This is a genomic window from Collimonas sp. OK607 (genome assembly GCF_900111995.1).
In the GTDB taxonomy this organism is placed as follows: domain Bacteria; phylum Pseudomonadota; class Gammaproteobacteria; order Burkholderiales; family Burkholderiaceae_D; genus Collimonas.
This window is the reverse complement of record NZ_FOKF01000002.1, coordinates 148564-167781: the sequence shown is the minus strand read 5'-3', so window position 1 is coordinate 167781 and position 19218 is coordinate 148564. Positions and strand designations below refer to the sequence as shown.

The 19218-nt window shown below is 57.3% G+C and carries 17 protein-coding genes; 5 read left to right on the top strand and 12 right to left on the bottom strand.

What is annotated here, in order from left to right:
• Nucleotides 1-50: 50 nt before the first annotated feature.
• The gene (locus BM029_RS02430; protein WP_092432307.1) at nt 51-986 is read left to right on the top strand and encodes a LysR substrate-binding domain-containing protein; all 936 of its coding nucleotides are present in this window, start codon (nt 51-53) and stop codon (nt 984-986) included.
• 146 nt (nt 987-1132) lie between these two features.
• Here BM029_RS02430 and BM029_RS02425 read toward each other — a convergent pair whose 3' ends face one another.
• From BM029_RS02425 to BM029_RS02400, 6 genes are all read right to left on the bottom strand, one after another.
• The gene (locus tag BM029_RS02425; protein ID WP_092432305.1) at nt 1133-2113 is read right to left on the bottom strand and encodes a quinone oxidoreductase family protein; all 981 of its coding nucleotides are present in this window, start codon (nt 2111-2113) and stop codon (nt 1133-1135) included.
• A 127-nt stretch (nt 2114-2240) separates the two neighbouring features.
• Nucleotides 2241-3299, bottom strand: a complete 1059-nt coding sequence (locus BM029_RS02420; protein ID WP_092432303.1) for a beta-keto acid cleavage family enzyme — start codon at nt 3297-3299, stop codon at nt 2241-2243.
• A gap of 219 nt (nt 3300-3518) precedes the next feature.
• On the bottom strand, nt 3519-4652 hold the full coding sequence (locus BM029_RS02415; protein ID WP_092432301.1) for a porin: 1134 nt from the start codon (nt 4650-4652) through the stop codon (nt 3519-3521).
• Nucleotides 4653-4738: 86 nt separating this feature from the next.
• A complete protein-coding gene (locus BM029_RS02410; RefSeq protein ID WP_092432299.1) occupies nt 4739-5365 on the bottom strand; it encodes a DsbA family oxidoreductase in 627 nt (208 codons plus the stop codon).
• A 19-nt stretch (nt 5366-5384) separates the two neighbouring features.
• The gene (locus BM029_RS02405; RefSeq protein WP_092432298.1) at nt 5385-6737 is read right to left on the bottom strand and encodes an MFS transporter; all 1353 of its coding nucleotides are present in this window, start codon (nt 6735-6737) and stop codon (nt 5385-5387) included.
• Between the two features lie 42 nt (nt 6738-6779).
• The gene (locus BM029_RS02400) at nt 6780-6971 is read right to left on the bottom strand and encodes a hypothetical protein (protein WP_139217192.1); all 192 of its coding nucleotides are present in this window, start codon (nt 6969-6971) and stop codon (nt 6780-6782) included.
• A 260-nt stretch (nt 6972-7231) separates the two neighbouring features.
• Between BM029_RS02400 and BM029_RS02395 the strand changes: the two genes are divergently transcribed.
• From BM029_RS02395 to BM029_RS02385, 3 genes are all read left to right on the top strand, one after another.
• Nucleotides 7232-8257, top strand: coding sequence for an AraC family transcriptional regulator (locus BM029_RS02395; RefSeq protein ID WP_092432295.1), 1026 nt, complete (start codon nt 7232-7234; stop codon nt 8255-8257).
• A 328-nt stretch (nt 8258-8585) separates the two neighbouring features.
• Nucleotides 8586-9497: a TauD/TfdA dioxygenase family protein gene (locus BM029_RS02390; protein ID WP_092432294.1), complete on the top strand. Its 912-nt coding sequence runs from the start codon at nt 8586-8588 to the stop codon at nt 9495-9497.
• A 13-nt stretch (nt 9498-9510) separates the two neighbouring features.
• Nucleotides 9511-10071, top strand: coding sequence for an RBBP9/YdeN family alpha/beta hydrolase (locus tag BM029_RS02385; RefSeq protein WP_092432292.1), 561 nt, complete (start codon nt 9511-9513; stop codon nt 10069-10071).
• 28 nt (nt 10072-10099) lie between these two features.
• Here BM029_RS02385 and BM029_RS02380 read toward each other — a convergent pair whose 3' ends face one another.
• Nucleotides 10100-11101, bottom strand: a complete 1002-nt coding sequence (locus BM029_RS02380; RefSeq protein WP_244544868.1) for an AraC family transcriptional regulator — start codon at nt 11099-11101, stop codon at nt 10100-10102.
• Between the two features lie 124 nt (nt 11102-11225).
• On the opposite strand from BM029_RS02380, the gene BM029_RS02375 reads away from it, so the two are divergent.
• Nucleotides 11226-12131, top strand: a complete 906-nt coding sequence (locus tag BM029_RS02375) for a sterol desaturase family protein (RefSeq protein WP_092432291.1) — start codon at nt 11226-11228, stop codon at nt 12129-12131.
• Nucleotides 12132-12328: 197 nt separating this feature from the next.
• On the opposite strand, the gene BM029_RS02370 is transcribed toward BM029_RS02375, so the two are convergent.
• The 5 genes from BM029_RS02370 to BM029_RS02340 all read right to left on the bottom strand — a co-directional run bounded on the left by BM029_RS02370 (nt 12329) and on the right by BM029_RS02340 (nt 19037).
• Nucleotides 12329-13663, bottom strand: coding sequence for an MFS transporter (locus BM029_RS02370; RefSeq protein ID WP_092432289.1), 1335 nt, complete (start codon nt 13661-13663; stop codon nt 12329-12331).
• An 869-nt stretch (nt 13664-14532) separates the two neighbouring features.
• Entirely contained in the window at nt 14533-15756 is a 1224-nt protein-coding gene (locus BM029_RS02355; protein WP_092432283.1) for an NAD(P)/FAD-dependent oxidoreductase, read from the bottom strand.
• The gene (locus tag BM029_RS02350) at nt 15753-16076 is read right to left on the bottom strand and encodes a 2Fe-2S iron-sulfur cluster-binding protein (RefSeq protein ID WP_092432280.1); all 324 of its coding nucleotides are present in this window, start codon (nt 16074-16076) and stop codon (nt 15753-15755) included. The genes BM029_RS02355 and BM029_RS02350 overlap by 4 nt, the downstream gene beginning before the upstream one ends.
• 128 nt (nt 16077-16204) lie before the next feature.
• Nucleotides 16205-17446, bottom strand: a complete 1242-nt coding sequence (locus BM029_RS02345) for a cytochrome P450 (RefSeq protein WP_092432278.1) — start codon at nt 17444-17446, stop codon at nt 16205-16207.
• A 148-nt stretch (nt 17447-17594) separates the two neighbouring features.
• Complete coding sequence (locus BM029_RS02340) at nt 17595-19037, bottom strand: NAD-dependent succinate-semialdehyde dehydrogenase (protein ID WP_092432276.1); 1443 nt, start codon at nt 19035-19037, stop codon at nt 17595-17597.
• Between the last annotated feature and the right edge of the window lie 181 nt (nt 19038-19218).

Here is a 19218-nt window from a genome sequence, read left to right as displayed (position 1 = left end):
GCACAGGGCGGCGAGTATCGCCGCCCTGGAGGGTGTAGTGTGAAGAACCGATGACAGCAAACCAAACCACACCTTCTATGGAAAGCCAGGCCTTAATCATGGAATTCAGACAGCTCAAATATTTCATCACCTTGGCGGAACATCTTCATTTTTCCCATGCGGCAGAGGCCCTTTCTCTGGCGCCTTCCGCGCTAAGCATGCAACTGCAAAAGCTCGAACTGGAACTGGGTGCGAAACTGGTTGAACGGACAAAACGTTCCGTGTCTCTCACATCGGCAGGCCAACTCTTCCTTATCGAAGCAAAAATGACGTTATTCCAGCTGGAACAGGCGAAGATCGTTGCTAGGCGAGCCGGTCGAGGAGAGGCCGGGTCGATTCAAATCGGCTATGTGATCTCCGCGGCTTGTTCGGGCGTAGTTCAAATGCTGCTTTCACGCTACCGGAAGGCCGCACCCTTGGTCAGCGTGACCTTGCTGGAATTGGAAAGCCCGCTCCAGGTACAGCTTCTTGAAGAAGGAAAATTGGATGCTTGCATCGTACGAACGGTTGCCGGTGACCAGGACCGGATAGAACGCGTCAGCCTGGGAAGTGAAGCGACGGTAATCGCCGTGGCGAAAGATCATCCGATTCTTTCGAATCCAGAGATCAAACTGAAGGATCTGGAAAATGAATTATTTATCGTGCCCCAATTTGCCGGAGAGCCGGGATTTGCAAAGCACCTTGCAAAAATTGGGGAACAGGCCGGCTTCACGCCTCAGATCGGACATCAGACACGTGATTTCATCACCGCACTTACACTAGTTGGCGCCGGCTTCGGAATTGCGGCAGTACCCGCCTCTGTGTCATCGCTGTCAATGCCAGGAATAACGTATCTTTCGCTGGACGAGGTACTGGAGCGTTCCGAGCTCTCGATATTATTTCGCCGCCATGAAAGATCCCCGGCGATTAAAAGACTCCGCGAGCTGGCTATAACCACACCAGGTTAGTTGCGTTGATTTGCGTTGATTTGCGTTGATTTGCTTTGATTTGCTTTGATTTGATTTATCAGCACCCATTCGGCCATGACAGCCGAATGGGTCTGTCCGGCCGTTCCAGCGCCAGGACAGTGCATTTATCGCGAAGACTCCCCGTCTCACATAACGAATATGGACGATCCGGTTGTTTTCCGGCCTTCAAGATCACGATGCGCCTGTACCGCATCTTCCAGCGCGTAACGCTGATTGATTTCGATACGGATGCGCCCTGCCGCCACGTGCCCGAATAGCTCATCGACCAGTTCCGCCTTTTCGGCCGGATCGGCGATGTAGTCGGCCAAACCTGGACGGGTAATGTATGCGGAGCCTTTGCGGGCCAGGATCGCAGGGTCAAACGGGGGGATTTTTCCGGAGGCGGTACCCACGCACACCAGCAAACCGCGGCGCTTGAGCGAGTCCAGCGAAGACATGAATGTGTCTTTGCCCACGCTGTCAAAAACCACAGAGACGCCCACGCCGTTAGTGATCTCACGCACGCGCTTGGCAACGTCTTCATGGCTGTAGTTAATGATGTGGTCGCAACCGTGGGCGCGTGCCACTTCGGCCTTGGCGTCGGTCGAAACCGTCCCAATGACCGTCAGCCCGAGCAATTTGGCCCACTGCGAAACGATCAGGCCCACACCGCCGGCGGCAGCATGCAGCAATACGGTTTCACCGCCCTGGAACGGGTAGATCTTGCGGCACAAGTAGGACGCAGACAAACCGCGCATGGTCATAGCCGCCGCGGCCTCGCAGCTGATTGCATCCGGCAGCTTGATCAGTGGTGCGGTAGAAATCAGCCGCTCAGTGCTGTAGGCGCCCAGCGTGTTGGTAAAACCCGTGTAGGTCACACGGTCACCGACCACGAAGTCCGTCACGCCGGCACCGACAGCCTCGACCACGCCGGACGCCTCGTTGCCGATACCGCTGGGCAGCGGAACCGGGTAGATGCCACTGCGGAAGTAAGTATCAGCAAAATTCAAACCTACTGCCACGTGGCGGATGCGAACTTCTCCCGGTCCCGGTTCACCAACGTCAACGTCCTCAAAACGAAGTACCTCGGGTCCGCCAGTTTCGTAGAATTTAACGACTTTTGCCATTTTGTCTCCTGTTCTTTATCTAATATCACAATTCACTTGCAGCGTGTCAGTCCGTGACTTCCCCTCACCCTGACTTTGACACACCCAGCTGCCAACGCTGGATGTGATGTCTACTCCCCCTGTTGCTTCAGTCCGGCTTGCGCAGGAATCCCTGGTTGCCACCGTTACGATTGGGTGCGAAACCATTGGCCTGAAGCGTCTCGTCCGCCGTCTCGTAGAAGACGCCGATCTTCATGATCTCTCGTGCCTGTTGCGCGGTCGCTATGGGGCGCCCGAATTCGCCGGAGATACGCACCAGCTGCTTAATCTGCTCGACGGAGCTCATCTTGCCCGTGCGGGTCTGGTTCCAGAGCACATCCTCGATACCGCACCGCACATGCAGGCCCAAGGCAATGCCTATCATATTCACTGGCAGCACATTCAGCACAGAACTTTCCACCGTGATCACCGCGCCGTCGGGCGCAGCGCGCAGGAAATTGGCCAGGTTGTAGATGTTTGCCTGATCCATACCGCCGCTGATAGCCACCCAGTTCATCACCAGCGGTCCTTTGTAGACGCCGCGGCGAATCATCCGTTCAATCGTTTCAAAGCTGTTGATGTTGTAGCATTGAAATTCACTTTGGATGCCGGCGGCAGTCAGACGTCGGATGTGCTCTTCGACCCAGCTAGGATTCGAGGGCACGATCATGTCCTTGTAGGTTGCATAGAGGTGCGGGAATCCACGCGAAACGCCCTTGAAGTCATCAATACCGGCATGCTCTGTCACGTTCATCTGCGTAGTGTTGACCGTGACAGTCACCTGGTCCGGCTTCGGATTGAGTTCGGCCAGCATATGGCGCGTGTCATCGCTTAGCCATTTGGCCGCAGAACCATCGTCCTCAGGCGCAAAGCTGATGGACCCGCCCACCTGAATCACCATTTCCGGCACGCGGGCGCGCACACCGGCGATCAACTCATTGAACTTGGACAGGCGCTTGCTGCCCTTGCCATCGGCTTCGCGTACATGCAGATGCAGGACGGTGGCGCCGGCTTCGTAGCAATCCACCGCCTTCTGGATCTGATCCTCCATCGTGACCGGAATATCTTCCGGGAAGTCTGAAGGAATCCAGCCCGGCGCATAGGGAGCAGCGGTAATGATCAGGGGCTGCTGGTTCTCGGGATACAGGTGGCCGTCAAGGAAGTTCATGGTAATGGGTCTCCAAGTTGAATTATGAATATTGAGAACGTCGAACCCGATAAAAAACGTTCGGGTCGATTTGTCACGATGAGTAAATTATCTGACTGTGTTTCATCTTCCGCTTGACGTTACATGTCTTTGATTTGGCTTTTAACGACAGAAACCGCACCATAGTCACTAATTTTTGACGTCGCACGTGACGCTCTCGGCAAACCGCTCCGTCCTGGTTCAGAAACTATGCCGGATGCCGAGATCGAAGCCGGTGATATTGCCGCCAGGTATCGTCGTAGCCGGTGTAGAAAGGCCGCCGGTGGTATTCAGCACGTACAGCGTCGATTTGTTGCGGTTGTCCAGCCAGCTTAGCGTTGTGTAGAGCGCCGTGCGTTTGCTCAGGTTGTAGACCCAACCGGCGGAAAGCTGCCGTGCGTCGTGGCTGCCGGCGATCGCATTCTGGTTGACCTGCGCGTACTGCAGGATGAAATCGCTCGGGCCACTGGGCACGATGCCGCCCAAGCTGAAGCTGACGTTGCTGGCGACGCCACCGGTTCCACGGGCACGCCGCTCGGTGCTGACCAGGCTTATCACGCGCACCATGCCGAAGTCGTACGACGCGCCGAGATTGATGCGATCCACATTGCCTGCAACCGCGCTGGATGTCGGCAGCTGGTCGTAGCGCGTACGCCCGGCCGACAGTGCCACATTCAAGTTGGCTTTCCGATAGCCGATACGTGCACCGTAATAGTCACCATCATGCTTACCGCCGGCAGCTGTCGTGGCCTGACCTGACGGGTTTTCGCCAAGGGCGCCCATGACTTCACCGTACCAACCACCCAGATCGGGCGGTAGAAAGTAGCTGACGGTGTTGGAAGCACGCAAGGCCGTGGCATTGGAAAACACGCCGTTACTTAACATCACCGCACTGGAATTACCAATGCCGACGCCACGGAACGTATCGAACTCGACATAATTCAGGGAACTGGCCACCACGTCGCGCCCCATGCGCACCTCGCCGAACCGGCCCAACAAGCTCACCGTGGACCGGCGATTGAATGCCAGGCTGGATGGAAGCGCACCGGACGGCGTGTTGTTCACGTTGGTCACCTGGCCGCCGCCGGTGTCTATGTAGATACCGGCCTCCAGCCAGAATGCAGCAGAAAGGCCGCCCCCCAGGTCCTCACTGCCTCTGAAGCCAATCTTGCTTGGTGTGTTGCTGCCCGACACAAGCCGCGTGATCTCCCCGGTTCCTTGCGCCTTCGTGTATTCGATGGCCGAATCCGCTACACCAAACACCGTGACCGATGATTGTGCGAACGACAAGCCGGATCCGAGCAGCGCAATCGATCCCAATATAATTTTTTTCATTTTATTTATCCGTAGTGTCCCGATGTTTTCACATCAATTTTTGTGAATTTATAATTTTCTTGCGGAGTTAATGCTTTTGTTTAGCCTCAAGAGGCTTGGCGCATGCTATAGAGCAGCACCTCGGGCGGCTGCGCGCCCGACAAGGAGAGCCGGCGGTTGAAAACAAAGAATGGCACGCCGGGCACTTCCAAAGGTATCGGCTTCCCCATGCCGGATTCCAGCCAGAGGCTCAACTCAGCCACCGGCAGATCAAAGTCCTGGGCGATCGCCAGCAATGTGGCGCGCTCACCCAAATCTTCACCCAAGCTGAAATGCGCGGCCAGCAAGCGCTCCAGCAATTGCGTTTGCTGATCGGGCGTCTGGCGCGTGCTGGCAAACGCCAGCAGCTGATGCGCCTGCAGCGTATTGGGCATGCGCGCGATGATCGAAAAATTCACCACGGCGCCGGCAGCCAAGGCTGCCTGCCGGACCCGTTCCTGACCTTCCAGCACCGCCTGCGCACTACCCTTGCGTTGAATATAAAACTCGGTGAAATCCCTACCTTCGACTGGCAGATCCGGCAGCAACTGCACAGAATGCCAGCGCACATCCACCGCCACCTCAGGATCGGTCCGGGCCAGCTCCGCCAGCGCCCGGTCCAGATGGCGTTTGCCGATCAGGCACCAAGGACAGATCAGGTCGAAATACGCATCAATAATGAGTTCTTTAGCCATGTTTCGTTCTCGCTGCAGTTCAGGTGAAAGATCGGGCAGCTTTGGCTGGACGAGAATCCAGTGGTCCGTCCTCGACCTGCTTCTTGTCATCGAGAGAATCCAGACGGATCTTCTCGACCTGGCGGACATCCTGATCGTAGTAGCGCATCGCGACCATAAAAAACACGGCGGCCAGTATGCTAAAGACAGGGATCACTTCCATGGCGTACTGCAGGCCCAATCTGTCGGACAGCGCACCGACCAGGAACGGGCCCACGGCAAAGCCAAGAAGATTCTGGGACAGCGCCAGCACGGCGCCACCGGTGGAACGCATGCCGGGGTGAATGACATCCATTACGACGCCGGCCACTACACCCACGGTGCAGTTCAGAAAAAAGCCGCCCAGATATATCAGTTTGAGTTGCGCAGCACCCGACTGAGAGGAGGAAAAAGCCACCAGCATCAGCACCATGGTGATCGCACACAATACAGCCAGCGTGGCCAACTTGTAGCGAGGCCGACGCAGGGCGACACGGTCCACCACAAATCCCCAGAACACGCAGCCCACCGCCCCGACCAGCACCACCAGCGCCGCCTGCTTGGCGGCCACCTCGGGGGCCATGCCATGGAAGCGATTCAGGTAGCTAGGTAACCAGGCCCAGACGGCCGACATCACGATCACTTGCATGGCTGCAGCCAGGCAAGTCCAGAGCAGGGTGCGGGTCCGCATCAGGGTGCTGAAAATATGCTTGATGGTGCCCGTGCCCGACGTTGTGGGCAGCTCCACAGTTTTGTAATCGCGTACCAGCAGATATAGCAAGGCCAGTACCAGGCCAGGCACGCCGACCACGCCAAAAGCGGCCTTCCAGCCCCATTTGGCGGCAATTACTCCACCCAGCATCACGCCCAGCAGCGAGCCCAGCGAAGCTGCGGCAAAAAAAGCCCCCAGCAAGACACTGCGCAGGCGCTTGGGGAACAGGCTGGAGATCAGCGCCGCGCCCACCGAGCCATATCCGGTCTCGCCCACTCCGACAACGGCTCGAGCCACAAACAGCTGGGCATAGTTGCCCGCAAACATGCAAGAGATGGTGGCAAGGCTCCAGGTGGCTGCCATGACAACCACGCTCTTTACACGGCTCATGCGGTCCGCCGTCAGCGCTACCGGAATGACACCAAGACCCACCACAATGGAGATGATGGAAACCAGTCCACCCAATTGCTTGTCGCTAAGGAGCCATTCCGCCTTGATGTGCGGAAACAGCGACACGATCACCTGCCGGTCGATGTAGTCGAACAGCATGAGTGCGAAGGTCATGATAAAGGCAAACCACGCGTTTTTTTTGCCAGTCAGGTAGCCGTCTTGCGGCTCTGTACCGTTGTCGATAGGGGTCATAATTGTCTCCTTATATTATTTCGCCGTGCTTTTAGCGGCTTTTTAACTTGCGGTTCGGGTGAAGCTTTTCTTGGCCAGGGGGATCGGGGAAGTGCCGTTGTTAGAATTAGTGTAGGCGTAGTTCGAATCCGTCGCCACGTGGTGCAGGCGGATCGCGCCGGAACCGGATTCGAAGACATCGCTGTCTTCGAACCGCAGAAATTCGAGGCCGTCGACGCGGTTGATCCTAATCATTTTCGCCAATGTCGTCTCCTGTATGTATGGCCCGTATCCGGCAATTTGCTCATGCGGCTATTATGCTGATTACGTTGAGCTATTCTTGACCCGCTCCCTGGTTCGCGCTTGACATAACACGCCATACGTTTATTATTGATGACACCGGACAGTCATTTTTTGATGCACCATACAAATTACAAATCAGTGCTGAAGCAGTGAGCCGGTGCGCGTGGTCGCGCAGGAAACCTCGCAACGCAATCATCCGAACAAGTATCTCCATGACAACTCTGGTTCGCAGTGTCAACTTTTCGAAATACTCCACCATCGCGCGCGGCTTAGGCATTGATCCGGTGAGCATGATTCAGCACGTTGGCCTGGATCAGACGTGCTTTCTCACGCCTGATCTGTGGGTGCCCGAGGCTTCGCTGGCCGAGTTGCTGGAAGCCTCTGCCAGGGCGACAAACGGCGCATCTATCGGGCTGCTTGTGGGCGAGTCGTGGCGCCTATCTGATTTCGGTGTGATCAGTTTGTTGCTGCAACACCAGCCGACGCTGCGCCACGCTTTGACAGAACTCAAGCGCTACCGCCATCTGCTGAGCGACTCGCTGGTTTTGGACCTGGTGGAATACCCGACCGTGACGGTAATACAAGTGGCTTTGGTTACGGGGCGGGCGAGCCCCGGGCGCCAGCCAGTGGAGATGGTAATCGGGGCGTTGCTGTCCTTGTGCCGGCACCAACTCGGTTCGCGCTGGTTACCCCGTAGCGTGCATTTTTCGCATCCCGCTCCCAACAGCATGCAAATTCACCAACGTGTCTTCCACGCGCCATTGGAGTTCGGCTCGGAGTTCGATGGCATTGTGCTGAGCAAGGGCGATTTGGACCAACTCAATCCGCTGTGCGACCCGCACATGGCCGGATATGCCAAGGACTACATCGACCTGCAGCCCCGCAATGGCAGCGGCACCGTCACTCACGATGTGCGGCGTGCGCTGCATGTGCTGCTGCCCCGCGGAGAAAACAGCATCCAGCAGGTGGGACAGAGCCTGGGCGTGAGTCCACGCACCCTGCAAAGGCAACTGGAGCACGTAGGCGCGAACTTTCAGTCACTGCTCAACGACGTGCGGCGTGAGCAAGCCATGCGCTACCTCAACAGCCAGACGCACAGCATCTTGCAGATCGCGGCATTGCTAGGCTTTGCCGAAACCAGCGTGTTCTCGCGCTGGTTCAGCACCCAGTTCGGCATGCCGCCATCGCGCTGGAAGAAAAACCTGGCGAGCGACGGCCCGCAGCGTGACTCCGCTTAGGCGGGCAACGGTCAATCGATCAGGCCGACTGACGGTTTAGTGCGCTCAGCTCTTGAACCCGAGCCATTACTACTGCGCGCATAATAACCATTCCGGCATATTTCTCGACTGCCAGCGACTGCACAACGTTACGCAGAAGCCTGAAGTAATCGCCCGACACACTCGACCTCGCCGCAGGTCGCGAGGTTCGCAGCACGGACAAGGGCCGGCACCTGCATATGGTATTGACACAAAATGCAAAATATCTGTCATGTATTATCAAGCATTGACACCCCTCCGCCGTCATACTCGACCTATTCCGGCAATTTAAAATGGGAGACAAGCCATCATGACTCAAGACCTTCAAGCCGCACCCGCAGTAGTCCGCGCGACTTCGCTAAGCAGTTCGATCCGCGTCGAGCCGCTCACTTGCACAATCGGCGCCGAGCTCAGTAACGTTAACATAGGAGCGGCAGCCGAGGACGACTCGCTGATGGCAGAGATCCGGGCGTTGCTTCTAAAGCATCGCGTGATATTTTTCCGCGACCAGGACATCACGTGCGCCGAGCACGTGGCCTTCGCGCGTCGCTTCGGCGAGCTGGAGGATCATCCGGTGGTGGGCAGCCATCCCGATCACCGGGGACTGATTCAGATCTACAAAACCCCGGAGAGCCCTCGAGAACGCAACGAAAATTCCTGGCACACCGATGCCACCTGGCGCGACAAGCCCCCATCAGCGTGCGTGCTCCGCTGCGTCGAATGCCCGCCGGTGGGAGGCGACACGATGTGGGTCAACATGGTCGAGGCTTATAACCAGCTGCCAGAGGATATCAAGACGAAAATCGCCTCATTGCGCGCTCGCCACGCCATCGAGCCCAGCTTCGGCGCAGTGATGCCGATCGAAAAACGTCTTGCGTTGAAGGCTCAGTACCCGGACGCCGAGCACCCGGTAGTGCGTATCCATCCTGAAACCGGAGAGAAGATCCTATTTGTCAATGGAAGCTTCACGACACACTTCACCAATTACAATACGCCAGCCAATGTGCGCTTCGGCCAGGACAAGGCGCCCGGTTCCAGTAGTCTTCTCAACTACCTTACCAGCCAAGCTTGCATCCCCGAATTCCAAGTGCGTTTTCGTTGGAAGAAGAACAGTGTCGCATTCTGGGACAACCGTTCGACTCAGCACTACGCAGTGATGGATTACCCGCCGTGCCACCGCAAGATGGACCGCACGGCAATCGTCGGCGACCTGCCCTACTAACCAAGTGGTCAACATGCAATCTACGACACCGACCATTCTCATCGTCCCAGGCTTGCGCGAACATGTGCCGGGACACTGGCAGACCCTGCTGGCGGCGAAGCTGCCTAACGTGCATAGCGTCGCCCCACTCGAACACGACAAGCTTAGCTGCACAGCCCGTGTCGATGCGATCGACCGCGCTTTGGCCTCCATTCAGGGACCTGTGATCATCGTGGCACATAGCGCGGGCACGATGATGGTTGCCCATTGGGCGGCCTTGCGCGCCAACCGCGAGATCCAGGGTGCGCTGCTGGCAGCGCCTGCGGACCTGGAAACGCCAATGCCGGAAGGTTACCCGACCACCGATACTCTGGACAACCATGGCTGGCTGCCGATCCCGCGCGTCGCGCTGCCGTTTCCGAGTATCGTCGCGGCAAGCAGCAACGACCCTCTCACACGCCTCGAACGTGCCCGTGACCTGGCAAAGGCTTGGGGCAGCCGCTTCGTCGAACTTGGTGCGGTCGGACATTTGAATCCGGCATCCGGCTACGGTGAATGGCCACAGGCCGAAGAACTCATTCGCGAACTCGCGTGACCGGATGATGGCTGGGTGGGAGAGGCGCCTACCCTGAACTGAGCAAGCGCTGCCGATAATCATACGGCGTCTGTCCGCTCCAGCGGCGGAATGCACGGCTAAATGCGCTCTGCTCGGAATAGCCCAGCAACTGGGCGATTTCCGCCAGCTGCAGGCGCGGGTCGGCCAGATAGTCTTCGGCCAGGTGTTGGCGAATACTCTCGCGCAATTCCCTGAAGTTGATGTCGCTGGCAGCCAGCCGGCGATGCAAAGTGCGGGTCGAAACATGCAGCTCGTTCGCCACCATCTCCAGCTCCGGCTGGCCTTCGCGCACCAGGCGGGCGATGCAGCGCCGCACCGCCTGTTCAAAATCGTCGCTTGGCGGTAATTGCGCCAGCAAGCCGTCGGCCTGTCTCTCCAATACATTCAATAGAACGGTGTCCGGTTGCCGCAACGGCAATGCCAGCAGCGCGCGCGGGAAGCGGATCGAGGTAACCGCCTGGCCGAACAATACCGGGCAGCCGAACCAGTCGCGATAAGGCTGGATGTCGGCAGGCGACGGATTCACGAAGCAGATTTCTGTCGCCACGATACGGCGGCCGGTGGCGTTGTGCATCAACTGCATTAATGCGCTGATGGCGCATTCATCAACCAGCGCTCCGGGCCGGCCTTGGTCGACACCCCATTCGAGCAGCAAATCACTGCCCTCCATCGTGGTACGCATCGGATTGACGTCATACAGCAGGCGCTGGTATTGCAAGGTGCGCGCCAGCGCCGCGCCCAGATTCGGGCAAGCCAACAGCACATATCCCATCACGCCGAAATGGGCCGGCGTGATGGTCTGGCCCAGATGCAGACCGAGCAAGGGATCACGCAGATGCTCGGCAGCGCGTTGCAGCAAGGTGCGCCAGGCCACCACCGGGTAGCGCAGCAAGCCGCGGTCGGCCGCTTCCGGCGCGGCTACGCCTAGCAAGGCGGCTGCGGCCACACCCTGCCTCTCAAGATACTCATACAGCAATCGCACGTAGGTGCTGGGAACGACACCCCGCACCGGCTGCTCCGTTATGGTTCGACACATGGCGAGAAGTGTCAAATATTTGTCTGTCGCGGTCAAGCCTTTAAACTTCCCGGGCACTAGAATCCATTGCATCGACAAAGCACATAGGCGGTACATCATGATGGATCTGATTGCCTGGATGGAAACCACTTTCGGTTCCCATATAGAGTGGAAACAGGTGGTGCTGATCGGCATGACGCCATTGTTCCTGATCGGTTTTGCCATCGAATGGCAGGTCATGCGCAAGCGCGGCGGTCACGAGCAGTTCCGCCAGCAGTTCTACTGGAAAGACATCCTGACCAATCTCACCCTCGGCAGCAGCTACCAGCTGTTCGAACTGGCGGTGCATGTGCTATTCGTCGGCGCCGCCATTTTCTGGTTCTGGCACCATCGTTTCTTCACGATTCCAATCAACGGCTGGACCCTGCTGCCGATTTTCGTCGGCGTCGAGTTTTGCTACTACTGGTTCCATCGCAGCAGCCATAGGGTGCGCTGGTTCTGGACCGCCCACGTTGTACACCACAGCGGCGAGCATATGAACATGACAACCGCCATGCGCCAGTCGATGCTCTATCCGATCACCGGCTGGTGGTTGTTTTTCATGCCGCTGGTGCTGCTGGGCGTACATCCGGCAGTGGTGTTCATCTTGTATGCCTGCGATCTGGTGTATCAGTTCTTCATCCACACCGAGAGCGTCGGCAAGCTGCATCCGATGCTGGAGTATCTGTTCGACACCCCCAGCAACCACCGTGCGCATCACGGTCGCAACGACTGCTATATCGACAAGAATTATGGCGGCGTACTGATCATTTTCGACCGTCTGTTCGGGACCTATGCGGAAGAACAGGAAGCAGTAGATTACGGCATCAGGCGCCAGGTCTACAGCCACAATCCGCTGACCCTCAACTTCCACGAATTCATTGCGATGTGGCACGACGTGGCGCAGCCGGGTAATTTGAAGCAGCGCCTGAAACACCTGTGGGCGCCGCCGGAATATGAGCGTGGCGATATGCGCCAGCCTTAGGCTGGTCGCCAGCGCCGCGCCCAGATTCGGGCAAGCCAGCAGCACATATTCCAGACCGGAACCTTTTCCGGGGGCGTCTTAATTATTTCGACAGACCGGACATTTGAAACCCTGCTAGCCGCCCCATCGTCTTATCGGGACAAAACCCTTGCGAGCAATCAACCAGATACAAGGTCACCAAAGCTCGTGCGATAAAATTATCTCGCAGTCCCTTTGGATGATTTGTTTGCCGGAATTGCGACCAGCAAAATAAGAGCGCCAATCAATGTGATTCCACCCATTAGCGTTAATCCGAGATAAATGCTTCCCGTGCTGGCCTTCATCCAGCCAACCAAAGTCGGGCTTACAAATGCCGCTAATCCTCCCACACTGGTAATCAGGGCAATACCGCCAGCTTTAGTGTTTCCAGGAAGGAAAGTTGCCGGAATTGTCCAAAACACCGTATAGGTACCGTAGGATGCCGCCGCCGCGACTGAAAGCAGCGTAATGGCAATCGGTGTGTTGTGGGACGCTAGCGGCAAAAGTGCAAAGCAAAGGGCGACGACAGCGCAACTCGCGGCGAAATGCCAGCGTCGCTCCATTTTTCGATCAGAGCTATAGCCTATGAGATAGGTACCGGCCCCTCCAGCTAAAAACACTATGCTGGACAACAATCCGACATTGAACAAATCCTTCACACCGACCTCGCGGATGATGGTTGGCGCCCAAAGTACGATAGAGTTGAACGATACCACTATGCAAAAATACACAATGATTCCAACGTAGACCTTGGGATTCTTTAATGCTTCAACCAGTCCGTGTCCGCTGCGGGTTGTTCCTTTTTCCTCTGCCGCCAGGTCACCGAGGACAATGGCTTTTTCGCGCGCAGTTAGCCATTTCGCATCCCGTGGTTGATCGCTGAGGAAAAAGAATGCGACGACGCCCAGAATGACTGCAGGTACGCCTTCCAGCAGGAACAACCATTGCCAGCCATGCAGGCCATGCAACCCGGCCAGGTGGACCATGATCCAGGTGGAGACAGGCCCGCCAATGACACCGGCAGCGGCGGCACCCATCATGAAGAAACCGGTTGCTCGTCCCCGACGCGCAGCTGGAAACCAATAGGTTAAATAAAACATGACGCCCGGGAAAAAACCAGCCTCTGCAGCGCCGAGGAGAAAGCGCATTACGTAGAATTGCAGCGGCGAGCTCACGAACATCAGCGCGCTTGAGGTCATTCCCCAGAGAACCATGATGCGCAGCAACGTGCGCCGCGCGCCGACACGCTGCATCATGATATTGCTCGGAACCTCAAACAGCGAATAGCCGATGAAGAAAAGCCCCGCTCCCAATCCGTAGGCTGCTTCGGAAAAACCGAGGTCGCTCATGAACTGGAGTTTGGCGAAACTGATATTCGCGCGGTCGATGTAGGAAACGAAATAACAAAGGACCAGAAACGGCATGATCCGAAGGGCCACCTTGCGGTAAGTCCGCGCGATTTCGTCAGGCAGATGGCCAGCCGCGACCGAATCATATGATTGAGAAGTGTGCATGTAATCCTAATTGACTGTTAAGTAAAGATTCGATTCAAAGGAGCGATGGCCGATACAGACGGCTTCCAATGCTTACGGAAAGCGTAGCGTTTCCAGGACGGCAAACGAGCGCAATTCACATACCATGGAGGCCGCTTGGGCCCTGTCATGCTCCAACGCTTTAAGCGACTGGCACTACACTCCAGATGACGGACGTGGATTGGCCTTGAACGCGCCAACCCGCGCGTGCCTGTCTATTCGTGCGTTGTCCGGTATCCGGATATTGCTCAGCTTGCGCGAATACATTCCATTTGGCGCAGGTGCTCAGCAGCACGCCCCAAATCACCTTGAAAAGCTCTTTTTGCATTAACGTCTGTCTCCGTATCTTATAGATTTTTATAGTTTCTTATAGTTTGAATCGCTACCAACCGAGACACTATGGTCGCCATAGTGTTGATGAGAAAATCTCAATCAGTACAGCTCATTTACGAGCGTTTTTTGCAACCGATTTATCTTGCCAAGACTTATGGCATCAGGGCTGCTTCGGCTGTCAATTTAATGATATCCCCCGTAAGAACCATGGCTATAAGAAATCGGCGTGACACTGTCTCTTTTGTTGCACTTCGAGTCGCCGCCAATACCTTGCGTCGTAAAGAAACACTAACACAATGACGGTTAAAGTTGCCGCGAGAAAATGATTCAGATGGGGGTTGTCATGAAAGCGTCGTGGATGAAAGCGAGACGTTCGAATCGCAAGCGCAAGCGTCTGGAGGGAGTTGTAACGTTGGAGAGGCAGTTCGCCGCCAAAATGGAGCTTCGCCATGACTTCCATTCTCAGTTGGAAGGCATGACGAAGAAGACTTGCCCGATCTTTTCAGAGCCGATCGAAATTATGCCAGGGACTTGATGGCAGCCTTCAAGCCCATTTCAGCGACCGGCCGTAATTGCGACAATGTCGGGGCCGTATTCTCAGCAAGGAGTTTACGGATGGTGACGTGCTCGCCTGGACTGTTGATAGATTCGCCATACACCAGCTTGTTGTTGCGCCAGCCAAGCACGCTAAACGAGTTCGAGTCAACGGCACCGGTAAGCAACCATTCCTCCACGCGGTCGATGCGGCCGGCCATCTGCAGCCGAACGCCGGCTTGCTGGGTCCAGAACCATGGCACATCAGGTGCGGGCACTGGAATACCTGCAATGGTTGCGGCTACTCGCCGCGCATGATCGGCGGCATTGCCGATGGATTCCAGCCGCGTACCCCCTCCTTCATCATCCAGGAAGCGCGCGCAGTCGCCGATCGCGAAGATATCCGGGTCCTTGGTGCGCAAGGTCCCGTCCACGACGATACCGTTGTCAAAATCGAGACCGAAATCTGTCACCCATCCGCCATTTGCGATAGCGCCCACACCCTGCACCACAAGATCGGCCTCGACGTAGGTTCCATCCGACAGGTTGACCCGCCCGACGCGGCCTGATTGACCGGTTATTTCCTGAACAGTGGCGTTGAAACGGAAATTCGTGCCCCCCTCCTCGTGCCGGGCGCGCATGTAGCCTGACGTGAATTCACTCGCGGTTCGGGGCATCGCTCGTCCCGCAGTCTCCATGACCGTCACGGGCAACCCGCGTTTTGCGGCCGATGATGCGAATTCCAGCCCGATGAAACCGGCGCCGATGACGCCCACACTGGTGGCGGATGCAAGGTCGTCCCTGAGTGCGGTGGCTTGCTCGAGCGTGTGCAGGTGATGCATGCCAGCCAGCGCGGCGCCCGACAGCCGGAGTTGCCGCGGACTCGATCCGAGAGCCAGCACCAGCGTCGAATAGTCGAGACTCCCATTGCTGGTCTCCACGACCTTGCGATCCCGGTTGATGCTCAACACCTCGCAGTTAAGCATCAGCTCGATATTGGCGCCTGAGAAAGCATCATGGCCACGTAACGTCAGCTCTTCCGGACCGCCGGAGCCGTTGATCCATGATTTGGACATGGGCGGACGCTCGTATGGGACAAAGCCGCTTTTGTCCAGCACAGTGATGCTCCCTGTGTAACCACGCTCGCGCAAGCCGAATGCGACGTCGACGCCACCATGCCCACCTCCGACGATAATGACGGCGCTCATCGCTGCAACTTCGGAAGATGAACGACCAGGTTCTCGTGCTCCGGCTTGATGATGATCGAGCACGACAACCGGCTGTTGTGCAAGCGGTCGGATGCCGTCGCGTCGAGCATCTCGTCTTCATCGGCAGAGATTTCCGGCAGCGTATCGAGAAACTCATCGGCAATGTAGACGTGGCATGTCGCGCACATCTTCTGTCCACCACATTCGGCGTAGATACCTGAGACCCCGTGGAGCTGCGCGGACTTCATCAGGCTGGTTCCAACCATGCAATCGACGGTTTTCGACTTGCCGTTGGCATCTATAAAAATCACGTTAGGCATAATATTCCTCTTCCATGAAGGTAATTACTCCGCGTCATCGCGCGGCTGTAGTCTTAGCGCCCGCTCTGGGCATCGACGGTAACGGTCCATTTTTTATCGGTCATTGCAGATATTCCTCCCAACCAGATTCAACGCGAAAGACGCACTTGCAAGTGTTTGAAGCCATTCGATTGCAGGGACCGTTCGCGAATAGGGTCTGAAATGGCTTGCGCGTTGGGAAAGCGAGCAAACAATTCTTGAAACAGCATCCAGATTTCACGGCGTGCGATGTTCGCACCCATGCAAAAATGCGGTCCACCTGCACCGAAGCTCTGGTGCTGATTTGGATCTCGTGTAATGTCGAAATTGAACGGATCCTTGAACAGGCGTGGATCACGGTTTGACGCGATAAACCACATGCCGATCTTCTGCCCTTCCTTCATCTGGACGCCTTTGAATTCAATGTCGCGGGTCAGAACGCGCCCCTGATGCTTGATCGGCGTCGCCCAGCGAATGACCTCATCCGCCATCGTCCTCTCGTACAGCACAGGGTCGCTGTTGAACAGGCGACGCTGCTCCGGGAACTGCGAGAACGCCAGCATCCCGTGCGACAGTGCGGCTTTCGTCGTGCCGCTGCCGGCAGCGATCATCAGGCCGAAATAGCCGCCCAACTCTTCCTTATCGAGCTGTTTGCCATCGACCCGAACCTGAGCCAGTTCTGAAATCAAGTCTTCCTTAGGGTCGAGCAAACGCTTTGCGGCGAGGTTGATGCCGTATTCGCGCATTTCCATGACCGCTTGCTGCGGGATCTCGGGTTTACCGACATATTCAAGTTCCTGCTCGGAGCGACCGATCTGCGACAACTCCAGCAAACGCGGCCGGTCTGCGGGGTCGATGCCAACCAGGTCACTGATGATCTCGAAAGGAAGAATGGCCGCCAGATCGTTTACAAAATCGATCTCCTGGCCATCGGAGAATTGCGACACCAGCCGGCGCGCCTGCTCCCGCACATACTCTTCCATCCTGCCCACCTGGCGCGGCATAAACGCCTTGCTCACGCGTTTGCGGTTGACGGTATGGTCGGGCGGATCGAGTTCGATCAACGCGCCTGTGCCAGGTCGGATCTTGGTGCCGGCATCGTTATAGACACGCACACCATGTTTGCTGCAAAACCTCTCCCAGTCCTTGTCAACTTCGGCGATGTCTTCGTAGTCAAGGAGTGCCCAAAAGCCCTTGCCAGACTCAGGATGCTCGTGCCACGAAATCGGCTGTTCCTTACGTAAGAGCGCCAGCGCACCATGGAAGTCATCTCTCATCCAGAAGTCGGGATCCGCGAGATTGATCTCGGGGAGGCTTAAAGTCGTTTGAAGTGCGGTCTCTTGTAATTGCATTTTTATCTCCTTTTAACGCCTTAGATGCTGCTTTCTTCTTCAGTGGCAGACATATTCTTTCTAAGCGTCGTGTTATTCATCACACAAAATTGCTGACATGATCAGCATGGGCGGTGCAAGATTTTTTCCTGCCATCCGCCCCTTGCGGTCAAACTCGCGCGGTCCGTGTCAGCACTGTCTTCGTGGTGGTATAGGGCTCCAGACTCTGCGCGCCGCCCTCGCGTCCGATGCCGCTTTCCTTGACACCGCCGAAGGGTGTGTCGGCGCCGCCCATGCCGAAGTGATTGATCGACAGCGCACCACACTCCAGTTCGCGCGTGAAGCGCTCCGCCTCTTCAAGCGAATTGGTGAAGGCATAGCCGGCGAGTCCCACGGACAGGCTGTTGGCGAGCGTTATGCCTTCGTCCAGGTCGGCAACCTGCACGCACAGCGCCATCGGGCCGAATGGTTCGGTGGTCATCGCCTTGGCGTGCGCCGGCACGTCGGCCAGCACGGTCAGCGCATAGAAGAACCCGCGTTCGCCGATGCGCTGACCGCCGGCCGCGACGCGTGCGCCGCAGACCTTGGCGTCCTGCACCAACTCATCGATCGCCGCGAGACGCTTGCCGTTGAGCAGCGGCCCCATCTGCACACCCGGCTCGAAACCGTCGCCCACGCGTACTTCGCTGGCGGCCTTGGCGAATGCATCGACGAAGGCGGCGTAGGACTTCTGGTGCACGATGAAGCGCGTTGGCGAGGCGCAGAACTGGCCCGCCAGGCGCATCTTGGCGCTGCCCGCGAGCTTGCCCAGCGCCGCCGCATCGACGTCGGCGCCGATCAGCACCGGCGCATGGCCGCCCAGTTCCATCAGCACCGGCTTCATGGCCGCAGCAGCGAGCTGGGTCAGGTGCTTGCCGACCGCCACAGATCCTGTGAAGGTCACCATGCGGATGACTGGCGAAGCGATGAGCGTCGAAGATATCAGGGACGGATTACCGAAAACGAGATTGAGCACGCCAGGCGGCAGGCCGGCATCAATGAAACATTGCACGAAGGCGCAAGCGGTGCCCGGGGTTTCCTCGGCGGCTTTGATTATCACCGAACAACCTGCGGCGAGCGCACCGCTGATCTTGCGCGCAGGGGAGCCGACCGGAACGTTCCACGGGGTGAAGGCTGCCACAGGGCCGACCGGCAACCGCAGGATCATTTGCTGCATCTGCGGCCCGGCAGGAACGATGCTGCCGTAGAGGCGCTGCGCCTCCGCTGCATCCCATTCGAGAAAGGCGGTGGCGCGCGCCACTTCGTTGCGGGCGTCAGCGATCGGCTTGCCTTGTTCTTGCGTAAGGATCTGAGCGATCGACTCTGCACGCTCGCGCACCAGCGCGCAAGTGCGCAACAGTAACTGCGCCCGTTGCAGCGGCGGTGTATCGCGCCAGACGCGGAAGCCACGCTCCGCGGCGGCGAGTGCGCGCTCGAGATCCGCTGGCGTAGCGCCAGGTACGCTACCGAGGGTAGCCTCGTTGCTCGGATTGACGACCTCGGTATAGGCGGGGCGGTCGTAGAGCCATTCGCCGTCGATATGCAGTCCGATACGCGGATAGGTTGAGTCCATCGTGGTTTCTTTCTAAGTTATGTTCGATTCGCCGACTTCGGGTGTAGTCGCCGTGTGCGCCAGGTCTGGCGTTTGTCAAGCGACCGCGCTACTCGGCGTTATCTATGTCGGTAGGTACTAGTATCGCTACCGTCCGCCAGCATTGCGAGGATCTAGTGCGTTTGATTGTCCGGATTGTTAC

Bases quoted from the DNA above. Each gene is read 5' to 3' on its own strand.
- BM029_RS02350 (WP_092432280.1), bottom strand. From the start codon at position 16,076: ATGCCTAACGTGATTTTTATAGATGCCAACGGCAAGTCGAAAACCGTC.
- BM029_RS02370 (WP_092432289.1), bottom strand. From the start codon at position 13,663: ATGCACACTTCTCAATCATATGATTCGGTCGCGGCTGGCCATCTGCCT.
- BM029_RS02385 (WP_092432292.1), top strand. From the start codon at position 9,511: ATGCAATCTACGACACCGACCATTCTCATCGTCCCAGGCTTGCGCGAA.
- BM029_RS02395 (WP_092432295.1), top strand. From the start codon at position 7,232: ATGACAACTCTGGTTCGCAGTGTCAACTTTTCGAAATACTCCACCATC.
- BM029_RS02340 (WP_092432276.1), bottom strand. From the start codon at position 19,037: ATGGACTCAACCTATCCGCGTATCGGACTGCATATCGACGGCGAATGG.
- BM029_RS02430 (WP_092432307.1), top strand. From the start codon at position 51: ATGACAGCAAACCAAACCACACCTTCTATGGAAAGCCAGGCCTTAATC.
- BM029_RS02410 (WP_092432299.1), bottom strand. From the start codon at position 5,365: ATGGCTAAAGAACTCATTATTGATGCGTATTTCGACCTGATCTGTCCT.
- BM029_RS02355 (WP_092432283.1), bottom strand. From the start codon at position 15,756: ATGAGCGCCGTCATTATCGTCGGAGGTGGGCATGGTGGCGTCGACGTC.
- BM029_RS02420 (WP_092432303.1), bottom strand. From the start codon at position 3,299: ATGAACTTCCTTGACGGCCACCTGTATCCCGAGAACCAGCAGCCCCTG.
- BM029_RS02400 (WP_139217192.1), bottom strand. From the start codon at position 6,971: ATGATTAGGATCAACCGCGTCGACGGCCTCGAATTTCTGCGGTTCGAA.
- BM029_RS02345 (WP_092432278.1), bottom strand. From the start codon at position 17,446: ATGCAATTACAAGAGACCGCACTTCAAACGACTTTAAGCCTCCCCGAG.
- BM029_RS02415 (WP_092432301.1), bottom strand. From the start codon at position 4,652: ATGAAAAAAATTATATTGGGATCGATTGCGCTGCTCGGATCCGGCTTG.
- BM029_RS02405 (WP_092432298.1), bottom strand. From the start codon at position 6,737: ATGACCCCTATCGACAACGGTACAGAGCCGCAAGACGGCTACCTGACT.
- BM029_RS02375 (WP_092432291.1), top strand. From the start codon at position 11,226: ATGATGGATCTGATTGCCTGGATGGAAACCACTTTCGGTTCCCATATA.
- BM029_RS02390 (WP_092432294.1), top strand. From the start codon at position 8,586: ATGACTCAAGACCTTCAAGCCGCACCCGCAGTAGTCCGCGCGACTTCG.
- BM029_RS02425 (WP_092432305.1), bottom strand. From the start codon at position 2,113: ATGGCAAAAGTCGTTAAATTCTACGAAACTGGCGGACCCGAGGTACTT.